This is a genomic window from Yoonia sediminilitoris, from assembly GCF_003058085.1.
In the GTDB taxonomy this organism is placed as follows: Bacteria; Pseudomonadota; Alphaproteobacteria; order Rhodobacterales; family Rhodobacteraceae; genus Yoonia; species Yoonia sediminilitoris.
The window spans coordinates 12960-32426 of record NZ_QBUD01000012.1 but is presented as its reverse complement, the minus strand read 5'-3'; the positions used below and the strand labels follow the sequence as shown (position 1 = coordinate 32426).

24 protein-coding genes and 1 pseudogene are annotated in these 19467 nt (G+C 55.1%); 18 read left to right on the top strand and 7 right to left on the bottom strand.

The genetic code is table 11. The features are described from left to right. Positions 1-5: 5 nt before the first annotated feature. From dnaA to mutM, 4 genes are all read right to left on the bottom strand, one after another. Positions 6-1334 (bottom strand): chromosomal replication initiator protein DnaA, encoded by a 1329-nt coding sequence (dnaA, locus tag C8N45_RS17705; protein WP_108387597.1) that lies wholly within the window; start codon positions 1332-1334, stop codon positions 6-8. 644 nt (positions 1335-1978) lie between these two features. After that, a complete protein-coding gene (gene rpsT, locus C8N45_RS17700) occupies positions 1979-2242 on the bottom strand; it encodes a 30S ribosomal protein S20 (protein WP_108387596.1) in 264 nt (87 codons plus the stop codon). Between the two features lie 252 nt (positions 2243-2494). Continuing rightward, positions 2495-3271: an enoyl-CoA hydratase-related protein gene (locus C8N45_RS17695; protein WP_108387595.1), complete on the bottom strand. Its 777-nt coding sequence runs from the start codon at positions 3269-3271 to the stop codon at positions 2495-2497. 62 nt (positions 3272-3333) lie between these two features. After that, positions 3334-4185 (bottom strand): bifunctional DNA-formamidopyrimidine glycosylase/DNA-(apurinic or apyrimidinic site) lyase, encoded by an 852-nt coding sequence (mutM, locus tag C8N45_RS17690; RefSeq protein WP_108387675.1) that lies wholly within the window; start codon positions 4183-4185, stop codon positions 3334-3336. A 147-nt stretch (positions 4186-4332) separates the two neighbouring features. Here mutM and ubiE point away from each other — a divergent pair, with 147 nt between their 5' ends. Together ubiE and ubiB are read left to right on the top strand one after the other, a co-directional pair. Then, entirely contained in the window at positions 4333-5085 is a 753-nt protein-coding gene (gene ubiE / locus C8N45_RS17685; protein ID WP_108387594.1) for a bifunctional demethylmenaquinone methyltransferase/2-methoxy-6-polyprenyl-1,4-benzoquinol methylase UbiE, read from the top strand. Between the two features lies 1 nt (position 5086). Beyond that, on the top strand, positions 5087-6616 hold the full coding sequence (gene ubiB / locus C8N45_RS17680) for a 2-polyprenylphenol 6-hydroxylase (RefSeq protein ID WP_108387593.1): 1530 nt from the start codon (positions 5087-5089) through the stop codon (positions 6614-6616). Between the two features lie 15 nt (positions 6617-6631). Here the strand turns inward: ubiB and C8N45_RS17675 are convergent, their stop codons facing one another. Then, positions 6632-7303: a flagellar hook capping FlgD N-terminal domain-containing protein gene (locus C8N45_RS17675; protein ID WP_108387592.1), complete on the bottom strand. Its 672-nt coding sequence runs from the start codon at positions 7301-7303 to the stop codon at positions 6632-6634. A gap of 9 nt (positions 7304-7312) precedes the next feature. Beyond that, positions 7313-8500 carry a flagellar hook-length control protein FliK gene (gene fliK / locus C8N45_RS17670; protein WP_168769514.1) on the bottom strand — a complete coding sequence of 396 codons (1188 nt, stop codon included), beginning with the start codon at positions 8498-8500 and terminating at the stop codon, positions 7313-7315. Positions 8501-8823: 323 nt separating this feature from the next. Here fliK and C8N45_RS17665 point away from each other — a divergent pair, with 323 nt between their 5' ends. The 6 genes from C8N45_RS17665 (at position 8824) to C8N45_RS17640 (ending at position 12163) form a co-directional block, all read left to right on the top strand. Beyond that, positions 8824-9117 (top strand): rod-binding protein, encoded by a 294-nt coding sequence (locus C8N45_RS17665; protein ID WP_108387590.1) that lies wholly within the window; start codon positions 8824-8826, stop codon positions 9115-9117. After that, complete coding sequence (locus tag C8N45_RS17660; RefSeq protein WP_108387589.1) at positions 9110-9451, top strand: hypothetical protein; 342 nt, start codon at positions 9110-9112, stop codon at positions 9449-9451. The genes C8N45_RS17665 and C8N45_RS17660 overlap by 8 nt, the downstream gene beginning before the upstream one ends. A gap of 202 nt (positions 9452-9653) precedes the next feature. After that, positions 9654-10496: a flagellin N-terminal helical domain-containing protein gene (locus C8N45_RS17655; RefSeq protein WP_108387588.1), complete on the top strand. Its 843-nt coding sequence runs from the start codon at positions 9654-9656 to the stop codon at positions 10494-10496. 91 nt (positions 10497-10587) lie between these two features. Next, positions 10588-10962, top strand: a complete 375-nt coding sequence (gene flaF / locus C8N45_RS17650) for a flagellar biosynthesis regulator FlaF (protein WP_245882727.1) — start codon at positions 10588-10590, stop codon at positions 10960-10962. Next, on the top strand, positions 10962-11366 hold the full coding sequence (gene flbT / locus C8N45_RS17645) for a flagellar biosynthesis repressor FlbT (RefSeq protein ID WP_108387586.1): 405 nt from the start codon (positions 10962-10964) through the stop codon (positions 11364-11366). Before flaF ends, flbT begins: the two co-directional genes overlap by 1 nt. Beyond that, a complete protein-coding gene (locus tag C8N45_RS17640; RefSeq protein ID WP_108387585.1) occupies positions 11363-12163 on the top strand; it encodes a DUF1217 domain-containing protein in 801 nt (266 codons plus the stop codon). The genes flbT and C8N45_RS17640 overlap by 4 nt, the downstream gene beginning before the upstream one ends. Before the next feature lie 22 nt (positions 12164-12185). Here the strand turns inward: C8N45_RS17640 and C8N45_RS17635 are convergent, their stop codons facing one another. Beyond that, positions 12186-13532, bottom strand: a complete 1347-nt coding sequence (locus tag C8N45_RS17635) for a FliI/YscN family ATPase (RefSeq protein WP_108387584.1) — start codon at positions 13530-13532, stop codon at positions 12186-12188. Positions 13533-13617: 85 nt separating this feature from the next. Here C8N45_RS17635 and C8N45_RS17630 point away from each other — a divergent pair, with 85 nt between their 5' ends. From C8N45_RS17630 to C8N45_RS17585, 10 genes and pseudogenes are all read left to right on the top strand, one after another. Next, positions 13618-14004: a FlgB family protein gene (locus tag C8N45_RS17630; RefSeq protein WP_108387583.1), complete on the top strand. Its 387-nt coding sequence runs from the start codon at positions 13618-13620 to the stop codon at positions 14002-14004. A gap of 9 nt (positions 14005-14013) precedes the next feature. Continuing rightward, positions 14014-14406, top strand: a complete 393-nt coding sequence (gene flgC / locus C8N45_RS17625; RefSeq protein WP_108387582.1) for a flagellar basal body rod protein FlgC — start codon at positions 14014-14016, stop codon at positions 14404-14406. Between the two features lie 12 nt (positions 14407-14418). Then, positions 14419-14700, top strand: coding sequence for a flagellar hook-basal body complex protein FliE (gene fliE, locus C8N45_RS17620; protein WP_108387581.1), 282 nt, complete (start codon positions 14419-14421; stop codon positions 14698-14700). Continuing rightward, positions 14700-14966: a flagellar biosynthetic protein FliQ gene (locus C8N45_RS17615; protein ID WP_108387580.1), complete on the top strand. Its 267-nt coding sequence runs from the start codon at positions 14700-14702 to the stop codon at positions 14964-14966. The genes fliE and C8N45_RS17615 overlap by 1 nt, the downstream gene beginning before the upstream one ends. 1 nt (position 14967) lies before the next feature. Next, on the top strand, positions 14968-15684 hold the full coding sequence (locus C8N45_RS17610; protein WP_108387579.1) for a flagellar hook-basal body complex protein: 717 nt from the start codon (positions 14968-14970) through the stop codon (positions 15682-15684). A 12-nt stretch (positions 15685-15696) separates the two neighbouring features. Next, positions 15697-16482 (top strand): flagellar basal-body rod protein FlgG, encoded by a 786-nt coding sequence (gene flgG / locus C8N45_RS17605; protein WP_108387578.1) that lies wholly within the window; start codon positions 15697-15699, stop codon positions 16480-16482. Then, positions 16479-16895: a flagellar basal body P-ring formation chaperone FlgA gene (gene flgA, locus C8N45_RS17600; RefSeq protein ID WP_108387577.1), complete on the top strand. Its 417-nt coding sequence runs from the start codon at positions 16479-16481 to the stop codon at positions 16893-16895. The genes flgG and flgA overlap by 4 nt, the downstream gene beginning before the upstream one ends. Before the next feature lie 8 nt (positions 16896-16903). Further along, positions 16904-17626 carry a flagellar basal body L-ring protein FlgH gene (gene flgH / locus C8N45_RS17595; protein WP_108387576.1) on the top strand — a complete coding sequence of 241 codons (723 nt, stop codon included), beginning with the start codon at positions 16904-16906 and terminating at the stop codon, positions 17624-17626. A gap of 90 nt (positions 17627-17716) precedes the next feature. Beyond that, the gene (locus C8N45_RS17590; protein ID WP_309499154.1) at positions 17717-18151 is read left to right on the top strand and encodes a flagellar basal body-associated FliL family protein; all 435 of its coding nucleotides are present in this window, start codon (positions 17717-17719) and stop codon (positions 18149-18151) included. A gap of 255 nt (positions 18152-18406) precedes the next feature. Further along, positions 18407-18583, top strand: a pseudogene (locus C8N45_RS17585) (IS110 family transposase); the annotation flags it as partial. Between the last annotated feature and the right edge of the window lie 884 nt (positions 18584-19467).

The window sequence follows — 19467 nt, the reverse complement described above, 5'->3', positions numbered from 1 at the left end:
AGCGCTTATTCTTCCAGCGCCCGCCGCAGCAGTTCAAGATCGTCCGCAATCTGGCTGTCGAGCACTTTCAACTCTTCAATCCGCCGCACGCCATGCATGACCGTGGTATGGTCCCGCCCCCCAAATCTGCGACCGATTTCCGGCAAAGACCGGTTCGTCATACGTTTTGCCAGATACATTGCGATCTGGCGGGGGCGCGCGTAGGTCCGCAGTCGCTTTGGGCCGATCATGTCCGAGAGACGAATGTTGTAATGCTCAGAAACTTTACGCTGGATTTCTTCGACCGTCACCTTGCGATCTGATGCCTTGAGCACGTCAGACAGGCAATCCTGTGTCAACTCCAGCGTAATTTCGCGGCCCACAAGGGATGCAAAGGCGAAAAGACGGGTCAGCGCCCCTTCCAGCACCCGCACATTCGTTGAAATGCGGTGGGCAAGGAACTCCAGCACACCCGGCGCGATTTGCAGTTCCGTATATTGGGTCGCGTAATAGTCCACCTTTGACTGAAGAATACCAAGCCGTAGTTCATAATCCGTCGGATGCAGGTCAACCACAAGGCCACATTGCAGACGGGACTTGATCCGTTCTTCAAGGTCCTTGATCTCGCCGGGCGCACGGTCGGCTGAGATGATGATTTGCTTTTGGCCGTCAATCAGCGCGTTAAAGGTGTGAAAGAACTCTTCCTGCGTGCTGTCCTTGCCCGCCATGAACTGGACATCGTCGACCATCAGCACGTCGACAGACCTAAAGAGCTGTTTGAAATCCATCATCTTGCGTTCGCGCAGGGCAGTGATGAAGCGGTACATGAACTGCTCGGCCGACAGATACAGCACGTTCAGGTCCGGCGACCGACGCTGCAATTCATGGGCGATGGCGTGCATAAGGTGTGTTTTGCCCAGCCCGACGCCGCCATACAGAAACAGCGGGTTGAACGTGACCGGACCACCTTCGGCGACACGGCGGGCCGCAGCATGAGCTAGTTCGTTGGGTTTGCCCACGATGAAATTGTCAAAAGTGAAACGGGCATCAATCGGAGAGCCGGCGATGTCATCAGCCGCGGCGACCTTGCGCACGACCGGCTTTGCGGCAGCCTGCGACGGCACGGTGAATTTGACGCGCTGTACGTCCTGACCCTGCTTGTTCAATTGATATATGATCTGGTCACTGAAATTCTGGTTCACATAGTTGCCGATGAAATTTGTCGGCACGTTGAAAGTTGCGACACCCCCGTTCAGGTGTAGGAATTCCAAAGGTTCGATCCAGTTCGAGAAATTATTCGCCCCCAAAGTGCCTTTCAAAGCAGCAAGCACTTTTGCCCAGATATCGTTGTTCATTTTGTCCCTTCGTTCCACTTACACATCGTTCCACCCCAAAACAGACGAGGTCTGCGCCCCTTAGCAACCGATCAACTGCACCAGAAAAAAAGACATACGACCGTCCAAGCCAATGCGGGCCTGAGCGGCTGTGCCTTTCAGCAAATCTATAGGCCTTGGCGCTACGTCGCGGATCAAGCAGATGCGCGCATGTAACGCCTTGCGGCAGACTTGGGGCCATAAACAGCAGCTATTGTCAAAGAGCAGCCTCCAACAATTGCGCAGACACCAAGGCAGCTAACAATCCGACAGATGCCTGCCGATGCGCGCTACCCTCGCATAAAGTCCGACATAAAATTACGGTCGGTCCGTCCGCCTATCCCAGGCCGAAATCCCACCATTTCAATGCCGATCTTCTTTACGTCCCCCCGGAACGATGTGAATCGCTTGAACAAGTTAGCAAGGGCTTTGGAGACGCTTCAACATAACATCGCGCTTGACTCAGAGATTGAGGGAAAAGAATCTACCCCTCCCTCAAAATCGTCAAAAATCCGCGCAAGCGTGCAACACAACGACAAAAGCGCACCCAATGAGGATGCGCTTTGCATTTTGTGCTTTTCATATCATCGGCCAAGATTCGCCAACATCAAATCCGGCAGGATAGGTTATCCGACAGCTTTGACGCGTGCCGCGAGGCGCGACATTTTCCGCGACGCTGTATTCTTGTGCATCACACCCTTGGTCACACCGCGCATCAATTCCGGCTGTGCTGCTTTCAGTGCATCTGCTGCGGCTTTCGCATCGCCGGATGCGATTGCTTCTTCGACCGCGCGCAGGTAGGTGCGAATGCGCGAACGGCGCATCTTGTTGACGGCAAAGCGCGCTGCATTCTGACGGGCGCGTTTTTTTGCCTGTGGGGAGTTTGCCATGTGATCTTTCCTTTATTAAAGCCCGTTGTCGGGTCAAAATCCATCTGTATAGCGCAAGAAAGCCCCGACCGGGTTTTAGGAACCGGTTGATCTGGCCAAAGCGGGCCTCACACGCATGTCTGACGCGGCCCCTATCCGAGTCGCGCGCCCTTTGCAACTTTTGATCGCGCCGACCTGCGAAAAAACCGCAATCACAGCTTTTCGGGAAATGCCGTGCAACCTTGATCCGCCGTGGGCAGCAGGCCGACGGCTTTAGCGATCGCGGAACTGGGCTTCGCGTTTTTCGACAAAGGCAGCCATACCCTCAGACTGGTCTTCGGTCGCAAACAGCGAATTGAACAGCGCGCGCTCATAGCGCAAGCCCTCAGCCATGGTCGTCTCGTAAGAGCGGTTGACAGCATCCTTGGCAGCAGTCGCCGCGATTTGCGATTTCTCTGCAATCTTTTCGGCAGCACCGCGTGCCTCTGCCAGCAGGTTCTTGGCGGGCACCACACGGCTGACCAAGCCGCAGCTTTCGGCCTCTTTGGCGTCCATGAAACGTCCTGTCAGATGCATGTCCATTGATTTTGACTTGCCCACGAATCGGGTCAACCGTTGCGTGCCGCCCAGGCCCGCAATGACGCCAAGATTGATTTCGGGCTGGCCGAATTTCGCAGAATCCGCAGCGATAATGAAGTCACACATCATCGCAAGTTCGCAGCCCCCGCCCAGCGCATAGCCCGCAACGGCTGCAATAATCGGCTTGCGCGTGTTGTTGATCCGCGTCGTCTCGGCGTCGAAGAACCGGGTGGTGTAGACTTCCACAAACGTCTTGTCTGCCATTTCCCGGATATCCGCGCCCGCAGCAAATGCCTTGTCAGAGCCAGTCAGCACGATGCAGCGCACCTTGTCGTTGCTATCCGCTTCTTCCAGCGCCGCGCAAAGTTCTGTGAGCAATGCCGCGTTGATTGCATTTTTTACGTCAGGCCGGTTAAGCGTGATTGTCGCAATGCTGTCACTTATTTCGACGATAATGTTTTCGTAGGCCATGCCACTGTCCTTTTGTCGCTGGTCAGGACCCAGTGCTTACCAAAGCGGGGGCGTTGATCAAGTTATCTTTGGCATTGCGAACAAAAGAAAGATGAGCGTCCGGACTGCACGATTCGGGTGATTTTCTTTTTACATTCCGGCGTTAGGCAGTTTTCACCCGCGCGATCGTAGACCTGAAAGCCATGTTGGAAATATCCCAATTCTCCATCCGCCTGTCTGTAATCGCGCAACGAAGAGCCACCAGCAGCGATCGCTTCGGTCAGAACATCGCGAATAATCGGAACCATTGCAGCCACGCGTTTCGCACTGATCTGGCCCGCTTTGCGCTTGGGGTGAATGCCAGCACGGTACAGCACTTCGCAGACATATATATTGCCAAGACCCGACAGAATGCGCTGATCAAGCAGCGCGGATTTGATCGGCGTATTCCGGTTTTTCAACTGCGCAACCAGATAGGTTTCGTCAAAATGATTGCCCAACGGTTCTGGCCCCAGATCGCGGATCAACCAGTGATCATCCTGCTGTGCCGTCTGCATCAGGTCCATAGCGCCGAAACGACGGGCATCGTTGAAAGTGATCCGGGTGCCCGACCGCATATGCAAAACGACATGGTCATGTTTCGCAGGTGCCGGATGCGGGTGGTGAAAGTCACCCACAGTATGGCCAGAAATCAGCATACGCCCCGACATCCCAAGGTGAATTAGCAAAGTCTCGGCGCTGTCCAGATCAGCCAGCACATATTTTGATCGTCGGCGCAGGCGCAAAATACGCTTGCCCGTCAGCCTTTCAGCCATCCGGTCGGGAAAAGGCCACCGCAGATCAGGCCTGTTCACGTCGGCCTGTGCGATCACCTGTCCCTCCATCACGGGGGCAAGGCCTGCTTTGACAGTTTCAACTTCGGGAAGCTCTGGCATGGGGGTCCTCATTCCTGTCTGACACAGATAAGTGCTATTCCGGCAAAGGCCCATAGCAGATCAACTGTGACCGTGGCAGATTGACAGTTTGTCTCTGGCGCGACTTGGGTATAACCCATCTCTGACAGTTGCGAGCAGGATGCCAAGATGAGCGAAAAGCCAGATACGACGACCCATTTCGGGTACGAGACGGTGCGTGAAGACGAAAAGGCTGGCCGGGTGCAGGGTGTATTCTCGTCGGTGGCAAGCAAGTACGACATTATGAACGATGTCATGTCGGGCGGTGTGCACCGGATTTGGAAAGACGCCATGATGGACTGGCTTGCGCCGCGCCCCGGACAGCGCTTGCTGGATGTGGCTGGCGGGACGGGTGATGTGTCATTCAGGTTTTTGAAACGTGCGGGGCACGGCCATGCCACGGTGCTGGATCTGACTGAGCCGATGCTGATCGAAGGGCGCAAAAGGGCCGAGGCCGAACGGCTGTCAGATAGTCTTGACTGGGTGGTGGGTGATGCGATGGCGCTACCCTTTGATGCAAATACTTTTGACACCTACACGATCAGCTTTGGAATCAGAAATGTGACCCGCCCGCAGGATGCGCTGGCAGAAGCATACCGCGTCCTGAAACCGGGCGGGCGTTTGATGGTGCTGGAATTCTCGCAAATTCCCAACCCGATGATGCAGGCGGCTTATGATGCCTATTCTTTTAACGTGATCCCCCGGATGGGGCAGATGATCGCAGGGGACAGGGACAGCTATCAATATCTGGTGGAATCGATCCGCAAGTTTCCCGATCAGGAAACTTTTCTCGGCATGGTGCGTGATGCTGGTTTCGGGAACGCGAAATACCGCAATCTGACGATGGGTGTTGCGGCACTGCATTCGGGTTGGAAACTGTAATTTGCGCGGTCCTCACAATATAATACGGCTGATCCGTACCGGAGCGACACTGGAAAGAACGGGCGCGATGAAAGTCGTGCTCGATGCCTTTGATGCGGGGCCCTTGTTGCGGATCACATTTCGCACGCTTGCCTGGCCATTTCGATGGCTGGGCTATCGGGGGGACCTGTCAATGCCTCCTGCCCCGCGCGCGCTTACTGCGCTCGGACCGGCCTACATCAAATTTGGTCAGATCCTGTCCACCCGCCCCGATGTGGTCGGCGATGATCTGGCTGTACAACTGCGCGTCCTGCAGGACAAACTGCCGCCGTTTTCTATGCGCGAAGCAAAGGCCGAAATTCAACGCGAGTTGGGCCAGCCATTCGACGCGCTGTTTTCGTCATTCTCCGAACCTGTCGCCGCTGCATCGCTCGCACAGGTCCACAAGGCGCACCTTTCCGACACAGGTGAGGCCGTTGCGGTCAAGATTTTGCGACCCGGCATTGAAAGGGCCTTTCGCACCGACATCGATGCATTTTTCTTTGCAGCCCGTGCGATCGAAGTGCTGTCTCCATCATCCCGCCGTTTGCGCCCCATGGAAGTCATCACCCATTTCGAAGGGGTGGTCATGGGAGAGCTTGACCTGCGGCTGGAAAGTTCTGCTGCCGCGGAGTTCGCCAAAAATACGGACGGTGATACCGGGTTTCAGGTGCCTTCGATCCGGTGGCACTTATCCAGTCGCCGGGTGATGACCCTTGACTGGGCAGAAGGAACTAACATCGGGGTAAATCTGGCTCTTGATGCCGCGGGTCACGACAGACGGGTCCTTGCAACACGTGTGCTGCAACTATTCTTGAACCACGCGTTGCGAGATGGATATTTTCACGGCGACATGCATCAGGGTAACCTGAAGGTCGCCGCAAACGGTGACATCATTGCCTATGATTTCGGGATCATGGGGCGGATTGATGAATACACCCGCCGTGTCTATGCGGAAATTTTGTTTGGCTTCATCCGCAAGGATTATCAGCGGGTCGCAGAGGTCCATTTTGAGGCTGGTTATGTGCCCGCCAACCGTGATGTCGATGAATTCGCCCGCGCTTTGCGCGCCGTTGGCGAACCAATTTTTGGCATGGATGCAAGTCGCATTTCGATGGCACGCCTCCTGAATTATCTGTTCGAAGTGACGGAACGCTTCGGCATGGAAACACGCACCGAATTGATCCTGTTGCAACGCACGATGGTCGTCGTCGAAGGGGTTGCGCGGTCATTGGACCCACATATGAATATCTGGCAAGTCGCCAAGCCTGTGGTCGAGGACTATATCAAAGAGAGTATCGGCCCCAAGGCACTCATGCGGGATTTGGTAAAGACAGCGCGTATTCTTTCGCGTTTCGGCCCGCAGTTGCCGCAATATGCCGAAGAAACGTTGATCCGTTTCAACAATCCACCCCCGCCGCCCAAACCGCAGCGCCCTTTGACGCCGCTGGCCTGGATGTTTTTGGGGGGCGCAATTGTGGGCGCGGCGGTCTGGATAGGAACGCTACTGTGATAGTAGGCTCGTTCTTTAGGCAGTTGGCGCGCGAAGTGCGGTGACCTGATCAGTCCCGATCTCTGACCCACCTTCAAGGATTAGCACAGTCTGCCCGCCTTGACTCCTGACTTCAGTCACTGTGCTGTAAATCTCGACCTGCGACTGGTCGAGAAGCTCTTCCCCAGACATGCTTGCCACTTCAAATGTATAAAGGCCAAGTGGGTGCGGGAACCCGGAGTCGGCAAGCCCGTCCCAAGTGACCGGACCCGCGGCAACCGGCACCGGAAAACGTTCGACTTCGACGCCGGATGCATTGCGCACGATTATCTCCGCCCGATCAGCGTTTGATTGGGGATTCGGTGTTATGGTGATCGGATCACCGATGAAGTTCGCGGCCGCAGGGGCGCGTGCTTCTTTCCCGACCCAATTTGCCATATCCGCCAGACTGCTGCCGTTTACCTGCGCTGTCATCTGCTTCAGCAAGTCATTGGTCAACACAGCTTGTTCGACACCAGAGAAGGTGGCGAGCTGAACTGCAAAGTCTGAGGATTCGACCGGGTTGAGTGGGTCTTGATTTTGCATTTGAACCGTCAACATTCTAAGAAATGTCTCAAAATCTGAGCTGATCTCGCCCTTTGCATCTGCAGCTTGTGCTGCAGGCACAGGTGGCGGCGACGCAAGACGATTGGTTTGTGAAACTTCCATGTTCTTCCCTTAAAGTCTGAGGTCGAGGCCAGTCGTCGCGATCGCTGGTCGCAACGTCTGTTTTCCCTCTTTCGGCTGTAGGTCGTCAGTTTTCAGTTGATCGCCGTCATTGCTCGGTGCGTCTTCGGCCTCAGCCTCTTCTCTTTCGGAGAAGGAAAACGAAATATCATTGTATCCTAATGACTTGAACTCTTGCGTAAGCGTATCGATGTGACGGCGCATCAGGTCAATGGTTTCCTGCCGTTCGGCTGCAACATTCAGGGTAATCACCCCGTCAACAGCCTTCAGGCTAAGCTTGACCCGACCAAGTTCAGGTGGGTTCAGCACAATCTCGGTCGCCCTGCCCGGTTCTGCCCTGATCGCGACAGCAATTTGGCTGGCCACATGGCGTGCTGTCTCTGGGCCAGCCGTAGTGGGCGCTACGGTTGCAGTGTGCGGCGTCACGTGCGGCTTGTCACTTGATGAAAGTAGCGGCAGTGCGTCGTTTGCGGCCTCTGCCTTTTCAGTTGTTACCAGGACCGACGCATTCTGCGGGACAAGCATCTGCTGGATCTGCGTCATATTCCATGGATTTGCGACGGGTGTCGCACTATTCGTGGCGCTGTTGAGGGGACCAAGAAGGGTCTGGCCGTCCTTTTCAACCCCCGTCTTGTGCGGTCGCATCTCTGGCTCTGCCGGGATTTGCGGCTTCACTGCTGCCACATGCGACGCAGCTATCGGCAGCGTTTTCGTTTCCGCCCCAACTCTTTGTGGCAGCGGCGTTTCAATTTGTGGCTGTTTGACTGACTTGTTGGTGATTTCTGGTTTGCCGCCCGTGTTCTCTTTGGCGGCAGCCAGATTCTGTTTCTGGTCAATCTCGGACAGTCGGCCTTCGACAATATTTTGGCTTACACTCTTGTACGCTATCTCTTTCCCAACTTTATGCTCTGTCTCTGCCCCAGCCAAAAGAGGGAAAAAGGCTTTCCCGGTTTTGGTATCAGTTTTGGTTTCAACGCTAAATTTTGCGTCGACCTGTGTCTTCGCTTGCTCTGTATCGAAAATCAGAGGGGCCGAACTCTCGCTCAACTTTTGTGCTTTATTGTGTGCAACTGGGGCTTCGGTATGAAATTTTGCTGCACCACTCTCTTTCTGATCCTTGGCACCCAAGGCCACCGTATCAGGCGCAACAGAAGCCTCCGGATCGCTCGCTAAGGTCACTTCTTCTGCCTTGTGATCAGGCAGTGTCTGCCCATCCCCGGACTTCGGTTCGCCAGAGAGTGCGTTGTCTTCCGCAACATCTTCGCCATCGGCAAAGACCGCTGCAAATACTTCGCCTTCAGTCGTTTCTGACTCGTTATCGCCTGTGACGACTTTCGAGGGGGGGGGCGGCCCTTGTGGTGCGATTGTCGGCCCCTGTGGTGCGATTAAGGGTATCATCGGTTCTCCGATAGAATCTGTTCGCTCTCTGTTTCGCTCAAAAAACTTACTGATTCTTTACGGCTGCCTGCGAAAAGGGAAAAAGATCAACACGGAGAATCCGAATGACGACGATCCCGGCATTACCACCGCCGCGCGGGCAAGCGATCTTGCCCGAATTTGTTCAGGGCGACGCAAAATTGCGCGACGCTGCGCAAAAAATGGAAGCAACCTTTCTTGCCGAGATGCTGAAATCAGCGGGCGTTGGGGCGCCGCGCCAATCCTTTGGAGGAGGCGCGGGTGAAGATCAGTTCGCCTCGTTCTTACGGGAAGCGCAGGCTGCAGAAATGGTCAAGGCGGGGGGAATCGGGCTGGCACAAGCACTTTTCGAGGCCATGAAAGTGCGGATGGATGGCTGAAAATTTGGCTGAACAGGTGATCGACTTGCTGGAACAGGAACGCCTTGCTTTGCGGGCTGGGCAATTTGAGGTTCTGGATGGGTTGGCCGACCAAAAGAATCGTTTCTTTGAATCGCCCTTAATGCGGGAGCTGACCGACACTGATCTGGCACAAATCCGAAAAAAATTGCTGGAAAACCAGATGTTCCTTTCGGCAGCCGTGCGCGGTGTGGCTGCAGCGCGCGAACGACTGGCTGAATTGCAGAACGTGCGCGAGAATCTGTCCTTCTACGATCAGGCGGGCCAGATGGCTAACGTCAAAACGCCGCGTCGGGCGGTCGAGCGAAAGGCGTAAGTTGGGTCAAATTGGCTGAATTAGGACTTGAAGAATTAAGAATTTGTTCAGCTTCGTAATGGCAATTTGCCCATATCGCTAGAAAGGCTGGCTGACTTAGAAAAAGAGTAAGCGAACCTCGTCAGAATGACGTTTCGACTGCGTGAATGCGCAAATTCCCGAACTAAACGGCGCAAAGCGCCTAATGAAAGGACCATGAAACATGTCCAGTATTCTGACAAACAACAGCGCAATGGTAGCATTGCAGACCCTCAAAAGCATTAATTCCAACCTAGGTAAGACCCAGTCGATGATTTCAACTGGTAAAGAAGTTGCGAGTGCCCAAGACAACTCCGCGATCTGGGCGATTTCCAAGGTTATGGAGTCTGACGTCACCGGCTTTAAGGCGATTTCCGACAGCCTGTCGCTTGGTGAATCCACAGTTGCCGTTGCTTCCGCAGGTGCAGAGCAGATTGTTGAAACGCTGAAAGAGATGAAGCAACTTGCGGTTTCGGCCCAGTCTGAAAACGTGAACTTTACTCAGATTCAGTCCGACATGGCCGAGAAAACAGCGCAGATCACCTCGATCATCGGAGCTTCTCAGTTCAATGGTGCAAACCTGCTGGCAACGGATGTCGATGGAAATGGTGCAACTAGCCTGACGGTTCTGACCTCGCTTGACCGGGTCGGTACCGCCGCACCAACGGCGTCGACTGTCGCTATCGCCACGGTTGATCTTGAGGCCGTAGATATCGAAGGCAACCTGACAGCAATTGCGTCTGCTGCTGATGCGGCAACCGCGCTTGGCGAAATCGAAGGTTACTTGACGACAGCCATTGATGGTGCGGCCGCGCTGGGCGCATCAGCAAAACGCCTGAGCGACCAGAACATGTTCATCGGCAAACTGAGTGATGCCATGAAATCCGGTATCGGTGCGCTTGTTGACGCCGACATGGAAGAAGCATCGGCACGTTTGCAGGCATTGCAGGTGCAGCAACAACTGGGTGTGCAGTCACTCTCGATTGCCAACCAGGCACCACAGACGATCTTGTCGCTGTTCCGGTAAGCTGAATTGGTGGCGCCAGTGGATGGCGCCATCATCCCCCCTGTCGCGGTAAAACCGTGCCTCGTTCAAATCCATGTCGGAAGGACATTTCGTGAACGTTATAGAACAAGCTCGTCAAGCATACGCGCCAACACAACGCGGAATCCGCACAAATCGGTCTATTGAAGCGCAACTCATCAGCCAGATAACGGCAAGGATGACACAGGCTGCAAAGGCATACCCCGAAAATTTCCCTGCTCTTGTTTCGGCATTGGACGATAATCGCCGCATGTGGAGAGCACTTGCCATTGATGTCGCCGACGATGACAATGGACTGCCACAAGCATTACGTGCGCAGTTATTTTATCTGGCTGAATTCACCGAACAACATAGTCGCAAAGTGCTGGAACGCAGGGCAGGCCTTGAGGCGTTGATCGATATAAACACGGCCGTTTTACGCGGATTGAACGGACATGGTGCAGCATAATGTCTGGATTGGTGCTGAAGTTGAACCCCAAAGAGCGCGTTCTTGTGAATGGTGCCGTGATTGAAAATGGTGATCGGCGCAGTCGTTTGTCGATCCTCACACCCAACGCAAACATCCTGCGGCTGCGTGATGCAATCCACCCCGAAGAAGTGAACACGCCGGTGCGCCGGGTGTGCTACATTGCCCAACTTGTGCTTGCCGGTGATGTGACGGAAGAGGATGCACGCCATCAAATCCTTCGCGGGGTAGAGCAACTCAGCCAAGCGTTGCGCGACGATGACAGCCGCATCCATCTGGACGCAGCAACCGATGCCGTCACACGTCATGACTTCTATCGCGCATTGAAATCGCTGCGCAATCTCCTCCCAAGAGAGGCCCGACTACTGGCGGGGCATCAATCATGAGTTTTCAACCCGTCGTTCCCTTGACCGGCTATGTCGGGTGGCGCTTTCTGGACCGCACAATTGAAAACCAGCAGAAGGCGTTCGATGAAAGCCAGCCCGTCGTACGTGCAACTGACTATTTTCGCGAAAAGATTGCTGGTATCAGCACGGCAGAAGAACTGGTCGATGACCGCAGACTGCTGGAGGTGGCGCTAGGTGCCTTTGGTCTGGATGATGACATAAACAACAAATTCTTCATCAAGACGATCCTTGAGGAAGGTACGGTTGATGACGAGGCTTTGGCGAACCGCTTGACTGACCCCCGCTATCGCGACCTGACTGCGGCATTTGGTTTTGGCGAAAACGCAATTCCGAACACTATTCTGGAGATATTTTCAGAAGAAATCATCAGCCGCTACGAAGATAGGCAATTCGAAAAGGCGGTTGGAGAACAAAACAACGATTTGCGCCTTGCGCTCAATCTCGAAAATGGGCTTGCCGATATTCTTGACAACGGCGGTTCAAATAATGCCTTCTGGTTTTCGATCATGGGCAATCCACCGTTGCGCAGTGTTTTTCAAACCGCACTTGGACTGCCGCAGAGCATTGCCACAATCGATGTCGACAAGCAGCGCGAGATTTTTCAGGAACGGTCGCAATCCATCTTCGGGACTGACGATTTATCAGACTTCACCGATCCGGAACAACAAGAAAAGCTCATCCGCTTGTTTCTGATCCGCTCCGAAGCCCAAAGCCAGACTTTCACTGGCGGCTCAACGGCCTTGACGCTCTTGCAGTCTGTTCCAAGCTTGTTCTGATCCACCGGGAGGCAACTTAGTTCTATCCACGCTCTTCGGTCTTCATCAGCCCGCCTGACGTGGCCATGGCCTGCCGCAGCTTCGCGAAATGGGCCAGGGATCCACGGCTGTCCTTGATCGTCAGGAATTCATCCAAAGTAGGTGCACAGGCAATCGCAGCATCAATATTGGGGTCAGAACCTGACGCATATAGCCCGGCTTGTATCATCAGCTCTGCGCGGTCGTAGGCACCCAACAATGTGCGTGCCTGACTGATGAATTTGTTTTCCTGAGGCGTTGCCGCGTCGGGCAGCGACCGCGATACAGACCGCAAAATGTCAATTGCGGGGAAGCGTCCGCGCTCTGCAATTCCCCGATCCAGCACGACGTGCCCATCAAGAACACCGCGCAGCATATCGGCGATAGGTTCCTCCATATCAGATCCGGCAACAAGGACCGAAAATATCGCTGTAATGTCGCCTGCGCCCTCAACCCCCGGCCCCGCACGTTCGCAAAGCGCAGCAATCGCGGGCCCGGTTGAGGCAGGATACCCACGCAGATTCGCATTTTCTCCTGCTGCTACGGCAACTTCGCGATGCGCCTCGCAAAACCGTGTAATCGAATCAATCAAGAGCAATACCTGCTTACCTTCGTCCCGGAAGTGTTCTGCCACGGCCATCGCCGCCCATGCACAACTGCGCCGAACCTGCGGCGCCCGATCAGAGGTTGCTGCAACGACAATCGCACGCTCCATGCCCGATGGTCCCAGAACATCCTGCACAAAGTGCCTGACTTCGCGCCCGCGTTCGCCGACGAGCGCAATTACAATGACGTCGGCAGTCACGCCACGGGCAAGATCAGCGAGCAGGGTTGATTTACCAACACCTGAGCCCGCAAAAAGTCCGATCCGCTGTCCCTGAACAAGGGGAAGCAGGGTGTTGAAAACAGCCAGCCCGGTTTCCAGCCGGGGACCCATCGCCCGCCGTTCGTGCGCCGCAGGCGGTGTCGCACGCACGTTTCGGGGCACCAGCCCCGGCAAGAGCGGTCGCCCATCAAGGGGCTGCCCGTCCGGGTCCATGACACGCCCGACCCAACTGGCATCCGGCGCGAATTTCCTCTGCAAATCAAATACAACGCGGTCCCCAAGCGAAATGCCGTCAGCGGATCCTTCGACCAGAAGATGCACGACCTGCGCATCCAGACGCACCACTTCGCCCTTGATGCGGCTTTGCCCTGCGTGGATTTGCGCACGATCTCCGACGCGGGTGCGCTGAGACATACCTCCAATCTGGACAGTGCCGGATGCGGCACCAAGGACGCGTCCGACATCCCGCGTCGGCTGCAAATCTGCGATCGCCGCGTCCATCTGGGTGAATAAATTCTCGGTCATATTCGTTCCTGCCTGTTAACCACACACCTCTTCTTAAGGAATCAGGCTTAATGCTTCGTTGAAACCAACCGAGGGAGAATCCCCGATGTATAACTCTCTGGACCTTTTCCAGACTGCTGCTGCGATGGCGCGCCATGCCGGTTCAAGACAGGCCGTCGTCGCCCGCAATATCGCGCATGCCGATACGCCTGGCTACGCCGCGCAACACATTCCCGCATTTCAGGACGTCTATAAAGACGGTGAACCCAACCAGATGCGCGCAACCCGCGCTGGTCATGTTCGGGGTGGTGCGCAGGCTGCCACTGGGGCTGTGCTGACAACCACCAATTCCGAAGCATCCCCCAACGGCAACACGGTATCGTTGGAAGAAGAACTGTTGAATTCAGTTGCCGTCAGCCGTGAACACAACCGCGCTTTGGCAATCTACAAGCATGGCATGACCATATTGCGTAATTCCCTTGGACGTTCGTGAGGATAAAACATGACAGATTTCAGTGACGCAATGTCCGTTGCAACGAGCGGAATGAAAGCACAGGCAAGCCGCCTGCGGCACGTTTCGGAAAATATTGCGAATACGGATACACCGGGATATCGGCGCAAGACGGTCCCATTCGAAGAGGTTGTGACAAACGGCCGGGCCACCGGCAGGGTCGAGACAGGACAGTTGCGGCTTGACCAGACTGAACTGACGCAAATCTACGATCCGTCGAACCCGCTTGCTGATGCAAACGGGAATCATCGCGGATCAAACGTGAATCTGCTGATCGAAATCGCCGATGCCCGCGAGGCACAGCGCAGTTACGAAGCAAACCTGAAGATGTTCGATCAGGTCCGCCAGATGTCATCAGCCTTGATGAACCTGCTCCAGAAATAAGGGAACCCGATTATGAACATTAATGCTCTCGTCGCACAGAATTATGCAGCAGGCAAAGCTGCGACAGCACCCGGTGCTGAGTCTGGTGGGAATGCACTTGTTGGTGCAGCACAGGATTTCATGTCGACACTGCGCGCAAGCGAAGATACCGCAATGCAGTCGATGTCCACCGGGGCGGACCCGCATGCGCTCGTCCAGGCTTTGGCCCAGACTGAGCTTGCCGTTCAGACTGCGGTGACTGTCCGAGACAAGGTTGTTGAAGCATATCAGGAAATCCTGCGGATGCCTGTCTGATGGATGAAGCGCTGTTCTACGACACCCTGCGACAGGGGCTTTGGATTGCGTTCGCAATTTCACTCCCCATTCTGACGGTGGCCCTGGCCGCGGGTCTGATCGTCGGGCTGTTTCAGGCGCTGACTTCTATCCAGGAAATGACACTGACTTTTGTTCCAAAACTTGCCGCGATCGTGGGCACATTTTGGATCACGATGGCCTTCATGACCGAAAGCCTTGTCAGTCTTTTTAAATCAACGCTCATTCCGATTATCGCTGGAGGATAAGATGGACAATGCATCCTACGCCGCGCTAACCCGACAATCAGGACTGATGCAGGAAATGCGCGCGTTGGCCAATAATATCGCCAATGCGTCAACCACCGGCTTTCGTGCCGAAGGAATCATGTTTTCAGAACATGTGAAATCGCTTGATCCTGAATCGGAGTCCCTGTCGATGGCCACCGCAGCCGTGCGGGATACGGTTATGACACAAGGAAGTCTTTCCAAGACAGGCGGCACTTTTGACCTTGCGATCGAGGGCGAGGGTTTCTTCCTCATTCAGACCCCGCAGGGGCAACGATTGACCCGTGCAGGCGCGTTTGGGCCTAACGAAAACGGTGATTTGGTCAATCCAGACGGCTATCAGGTGCTTGATGCCGGGGGGGCGCCGGTGTTTGTGCCGCAGGGTCTTGGTGCGATTGGTATCGGAGCTGACGGAACGATGAGTGCAGGTGGTCAACCAATTGGCCAGATCGGACTTGTCGTGCCAACAGACCCCAACCAGATGACCCGCGAAGGAGGCGTCCTGTTCGATGCGCGTGGTGGCTTTGACCCCGCGGGCGACGCCCGGATGTTGCAGGGGTTCCTTGAAGACTCGAATGTGAATCCAATCCTGCAAGTCAGCCGCATGATCGAAGTGCAGCGCGCCTATGAGTTGGGGCAAAAGTTTCTGGAAAAAGAAGATGACCGAATTCGCAGCGTCATAGACGCAATTCGGCGATAAAGGAGGCAAATAATGAGAGCTCTCAAAATTGCAGCGGCAGGTATGACCGCCCAACAAATGCGGGTCGAGGTGATTTCCAACAACCTCGCCAATATGAACACCACCGGATATAATCCGCGCCGCGCCGAGTTTGCCGACCTGCATTATCAGCAAATGACCCGACCGGGGACGATCAACGCATCAGACGGAACGGTCTTGCCAACTGGTGTCCAATTGGGTCTGGGCGTGCGCGCCAGTGCAGTCTCTGTCATGCTCAGTCAGGGAGCATTATCGCAAACCGGAGGTGACCTCGACCTTGCTATTGAAGGTGACGGCTACCTTGAGGTCACTTTGCCGTCCGGCATTTCCGCCTATACACGCGATGGCGGCTTGAAACTGACCGGCGATGGGCAAGTCGTGACTTCGGATGGGTATCCGGTTGTGCCTGATATCACTGTCCCGCGCGATACGCGGTCAATTTCGATCAATGCTGACGGTGAGGTCTACGGATACTTCAATGATCAGGTGCAGCCGCAACTGCTGGGACAATTTACATTGGCCGGTTTTACCAACTCAAAAGGGTTAGAGGCGATTGGTTCCAACCTGTTCCTGGAAACGCCAGCGTCCGGCCCTTCGGTCGTCACGACACCGGGAGAGGACGGTCTCGGCGTGGTTCGCCAAGGATATCTGGAGGATAGCTCTGTTGACCCTGTCCGTGAAGTGACAGACCTGATCGAAGCGCAGCGGGGCTACGAGTTGAATTCAAAGGTCATCACCGCAGCAGATCAAATGCTGAGTGCGATGGTACAACTAAGATGAAGTGGCTTTGCACTGCAATTTGTTTCTTGGCTTGTCCTGCCGTGGCCGACGTTGTGGTCGCCGCCCGCACCATCCCCGCCCAGACGTTGATTGGTCCGGAACATCTATTCGTCCGTGATCTCAATGTCGCGGGTGCAATTTCCGATCCTGAAGCGGCGATTGGTCTGGAAGCGCGTGTTGCTCTTTACGCCGGTCGGCCAATTCGGCCAGGCGATGTCGGGCCGCCGGCTGTCGTCGAACGAAATCAACTGATCACACTTCATTATCAAAGAAATGGCTTGATGATTTCGACTGACGGCAGGGCGCTTGGCCGTGCGGGCCCCGGCGACATCATTCGCGTGATGAATCTCAGTTCCCGCAGTACGGTCAGCGCCCGCATCGGAACAGATGGTGCTGGCTATGTGGCAAAGTAGGACCGATCATGCGTAAATCATTCCTCATGCTCTTCGCATTGGCAGCCTGTAATTCATCCCCAATTGGTCAGGCCCCTGAATTTTCACCGCCCGAAAGGGCAGTCGAAAGAAATGCAATGCTGAATCCGGGAAGCCCCAACGCGATCGAGACAACGGCCCTGATACCATCAAGCAGTGCGTCGCTATGGACGGGTGCGCGGGGGTCATTGTTGGGTGACCGGCGGGCAATTCAACGCGGGGATATTCTGACAGTCGTGATCGAGATCGATGACAAAGCGGAAATCTCGAATTCCAGTGATAGATCGCGGTCTGCGTCACAACAGGCCGGTGTACCTCAGCTCTTGGGAATTCCGCAGCGTCTTGACCCCCGCTTGCCCGAAGGTGCCTCGTCGGCTGCCCTCGTTGACCTGAATTCGCAAAGCAGTTCCTCCGGCGACGGATCTGTTCGGCGCAATGAAAAATTGGAGCTGAGAGTTGCCGTGACAATCACCGACGTCTTGCCAAACGGTGTCCTATCAATTGTTGGACAGCAAGAGGTCCGCGTCAATTTTGAGCTGCGTGAACTCCTCGTGACAGGGTACGTCCGACCAGAGGATATCACCCGGCAAAATGAGATCACATATGACAAGATCGCTTCGGCGCGCATTTCATATGGTGGACGCGGGCAGATCACCGACGTCCAACAGCCGCGTTACGGGCAGCAGGCGCTTGACGCAATCCTGCCCTTTTGACCCTGACATGAGGATGATCTTTTGAAAAAGCTTCTTTTGCCATTGATACTCGCCATACTCGGTGTTGGAGGGGGCGTGGGAGCAGGTATTATGCTCAAACCCCACCCGGCAGAAGATCCGCTTGCAGAGGGTTATCCGTGCGGTGATCCGGCCCAACAGCAGACGGCGGAGGCCGACAGCGATGCGCCCGAGGCTGTCGAAGAGACCGAGTTTGCAAAACTGAACAACCAGTTTGTCATCCCCATTGTGACTGACGGACTGGTTTCGGCAATGGTCGTGATGTCGATCAGCCTCGAAATTGAGCTGGGCGCACGCAGCGCAGTCTTTGCGGTTGAGCCGAAGTTAAGAGACGCATTTCTACAGGCCATGTTCAACCATGCAAATATCGGTGGCTTCTCGGGGAACTTTACGAGTGGCACAAAAATGCGATCATTGCGTTCAGAGTTGCTGCGTGTGGCCCGCGATGTCGTATCGGGCGCAGTCATTGACGTATTGATTACCGATATCGTGCGCCAGGATACTTAGCGGAAAATCAGTTTCCCAGTTCCTCGACAAGGTTCAGCGGGCCGGTCGTATGTTTGATGATCTTGTCAGTTGAGTTCAATATCGCGGCTTTCCTCGTTTCAATGGTTTGGTTGGCACCACCATTAAAACAGACAATCACGTTCCTTCTAGCGAACCACCGCCCGCAATCCAATTCAAGAAATTGGGGACGGTGTCAGATCACATCGAAACCAATTCATCGATGCGCCCTTTTACATGGCCAGCAACTATGGCTTCGTCATCATCAAACGCCATACTCATCACGAGGCACAACCCGGCACTTGGCTGGGGAACCTGCTGACGCGTTAGCCACTGATGCTGGTGCGCGTGGCGCTTGCAAACAAAATGGCGCGGATCGTCTGGGCCTTGATGGCCCGCGGCAGTGTCCACCAGTCTCCGACCGTGGCGGCATAAGCCCACCACCAGTCGCGAGGACGTCGGAGCACAAGAGAGCAAGGAGAAGTCTGGCGCAATAGTCGTGAGACGGGATCGGGAGAGCCAGTGTGCAACAAAGTGCCATCGAGCACGTAGCTTTGATCTGGACCCGATCTTCGAACACCATACGGGCCCGCGGCATGATCGTGGCCGCAAAAGAGGCCGGATACATGTCAGCACTCGGTGACGCGCCAAAATCAGCTCTGAAGATTACTCTTGCGCAAGGGGCGTCGTACATGGCGCACAAATCGTGTGAACGATTCACTGTTTGAGTCGAGGGTGATAGCCGGAGGCCACGAGCAAATGGGCCCCTACGACGTACAAGTCCACGAACTGGTCGACCTGCAATGACGCGCTGAAGCGACCTGGATCGCTTTCGGTTTGATTTGATCCAGAGATGATCTGGTTACCTCCACCGAACAGGAAGCGCGGTCGGCAGAAGCAGTTTAGGGTCGGGACCCATTCATCCTGCATCGTCAGTTTGTCAGATTCCTTCTCTGACAAGGCACATCTGCGCAGAAATGGTCGTTCTACTTCAAGCAGATGTAACCCCCTCTCGGGCATTGCTGCGCAAAACCCTGCCGGGCAGCGGATCAGCGGGTGACTGCTCCCGAACAACAAAATGTCCGGGGGACAATTTCACGCGCGAACGGGCGGAGCCCTAAAGCGTTTCCCGAAACGCTGCAGGCAAACCCGCAGGGCGTTGATTTTACATCATCTCAGCGGCGTGCGCCGCTTGTGCGTAGAACAACTATGCCCGTCGCAGCGCAAGCCGGGGCTCCGCACGTTCACGGCTGAAACGATCCTCTGGATCGTTTCGAAGACGCCCTTTACCCACTGATATTTCGTGAAATCACTGCTGA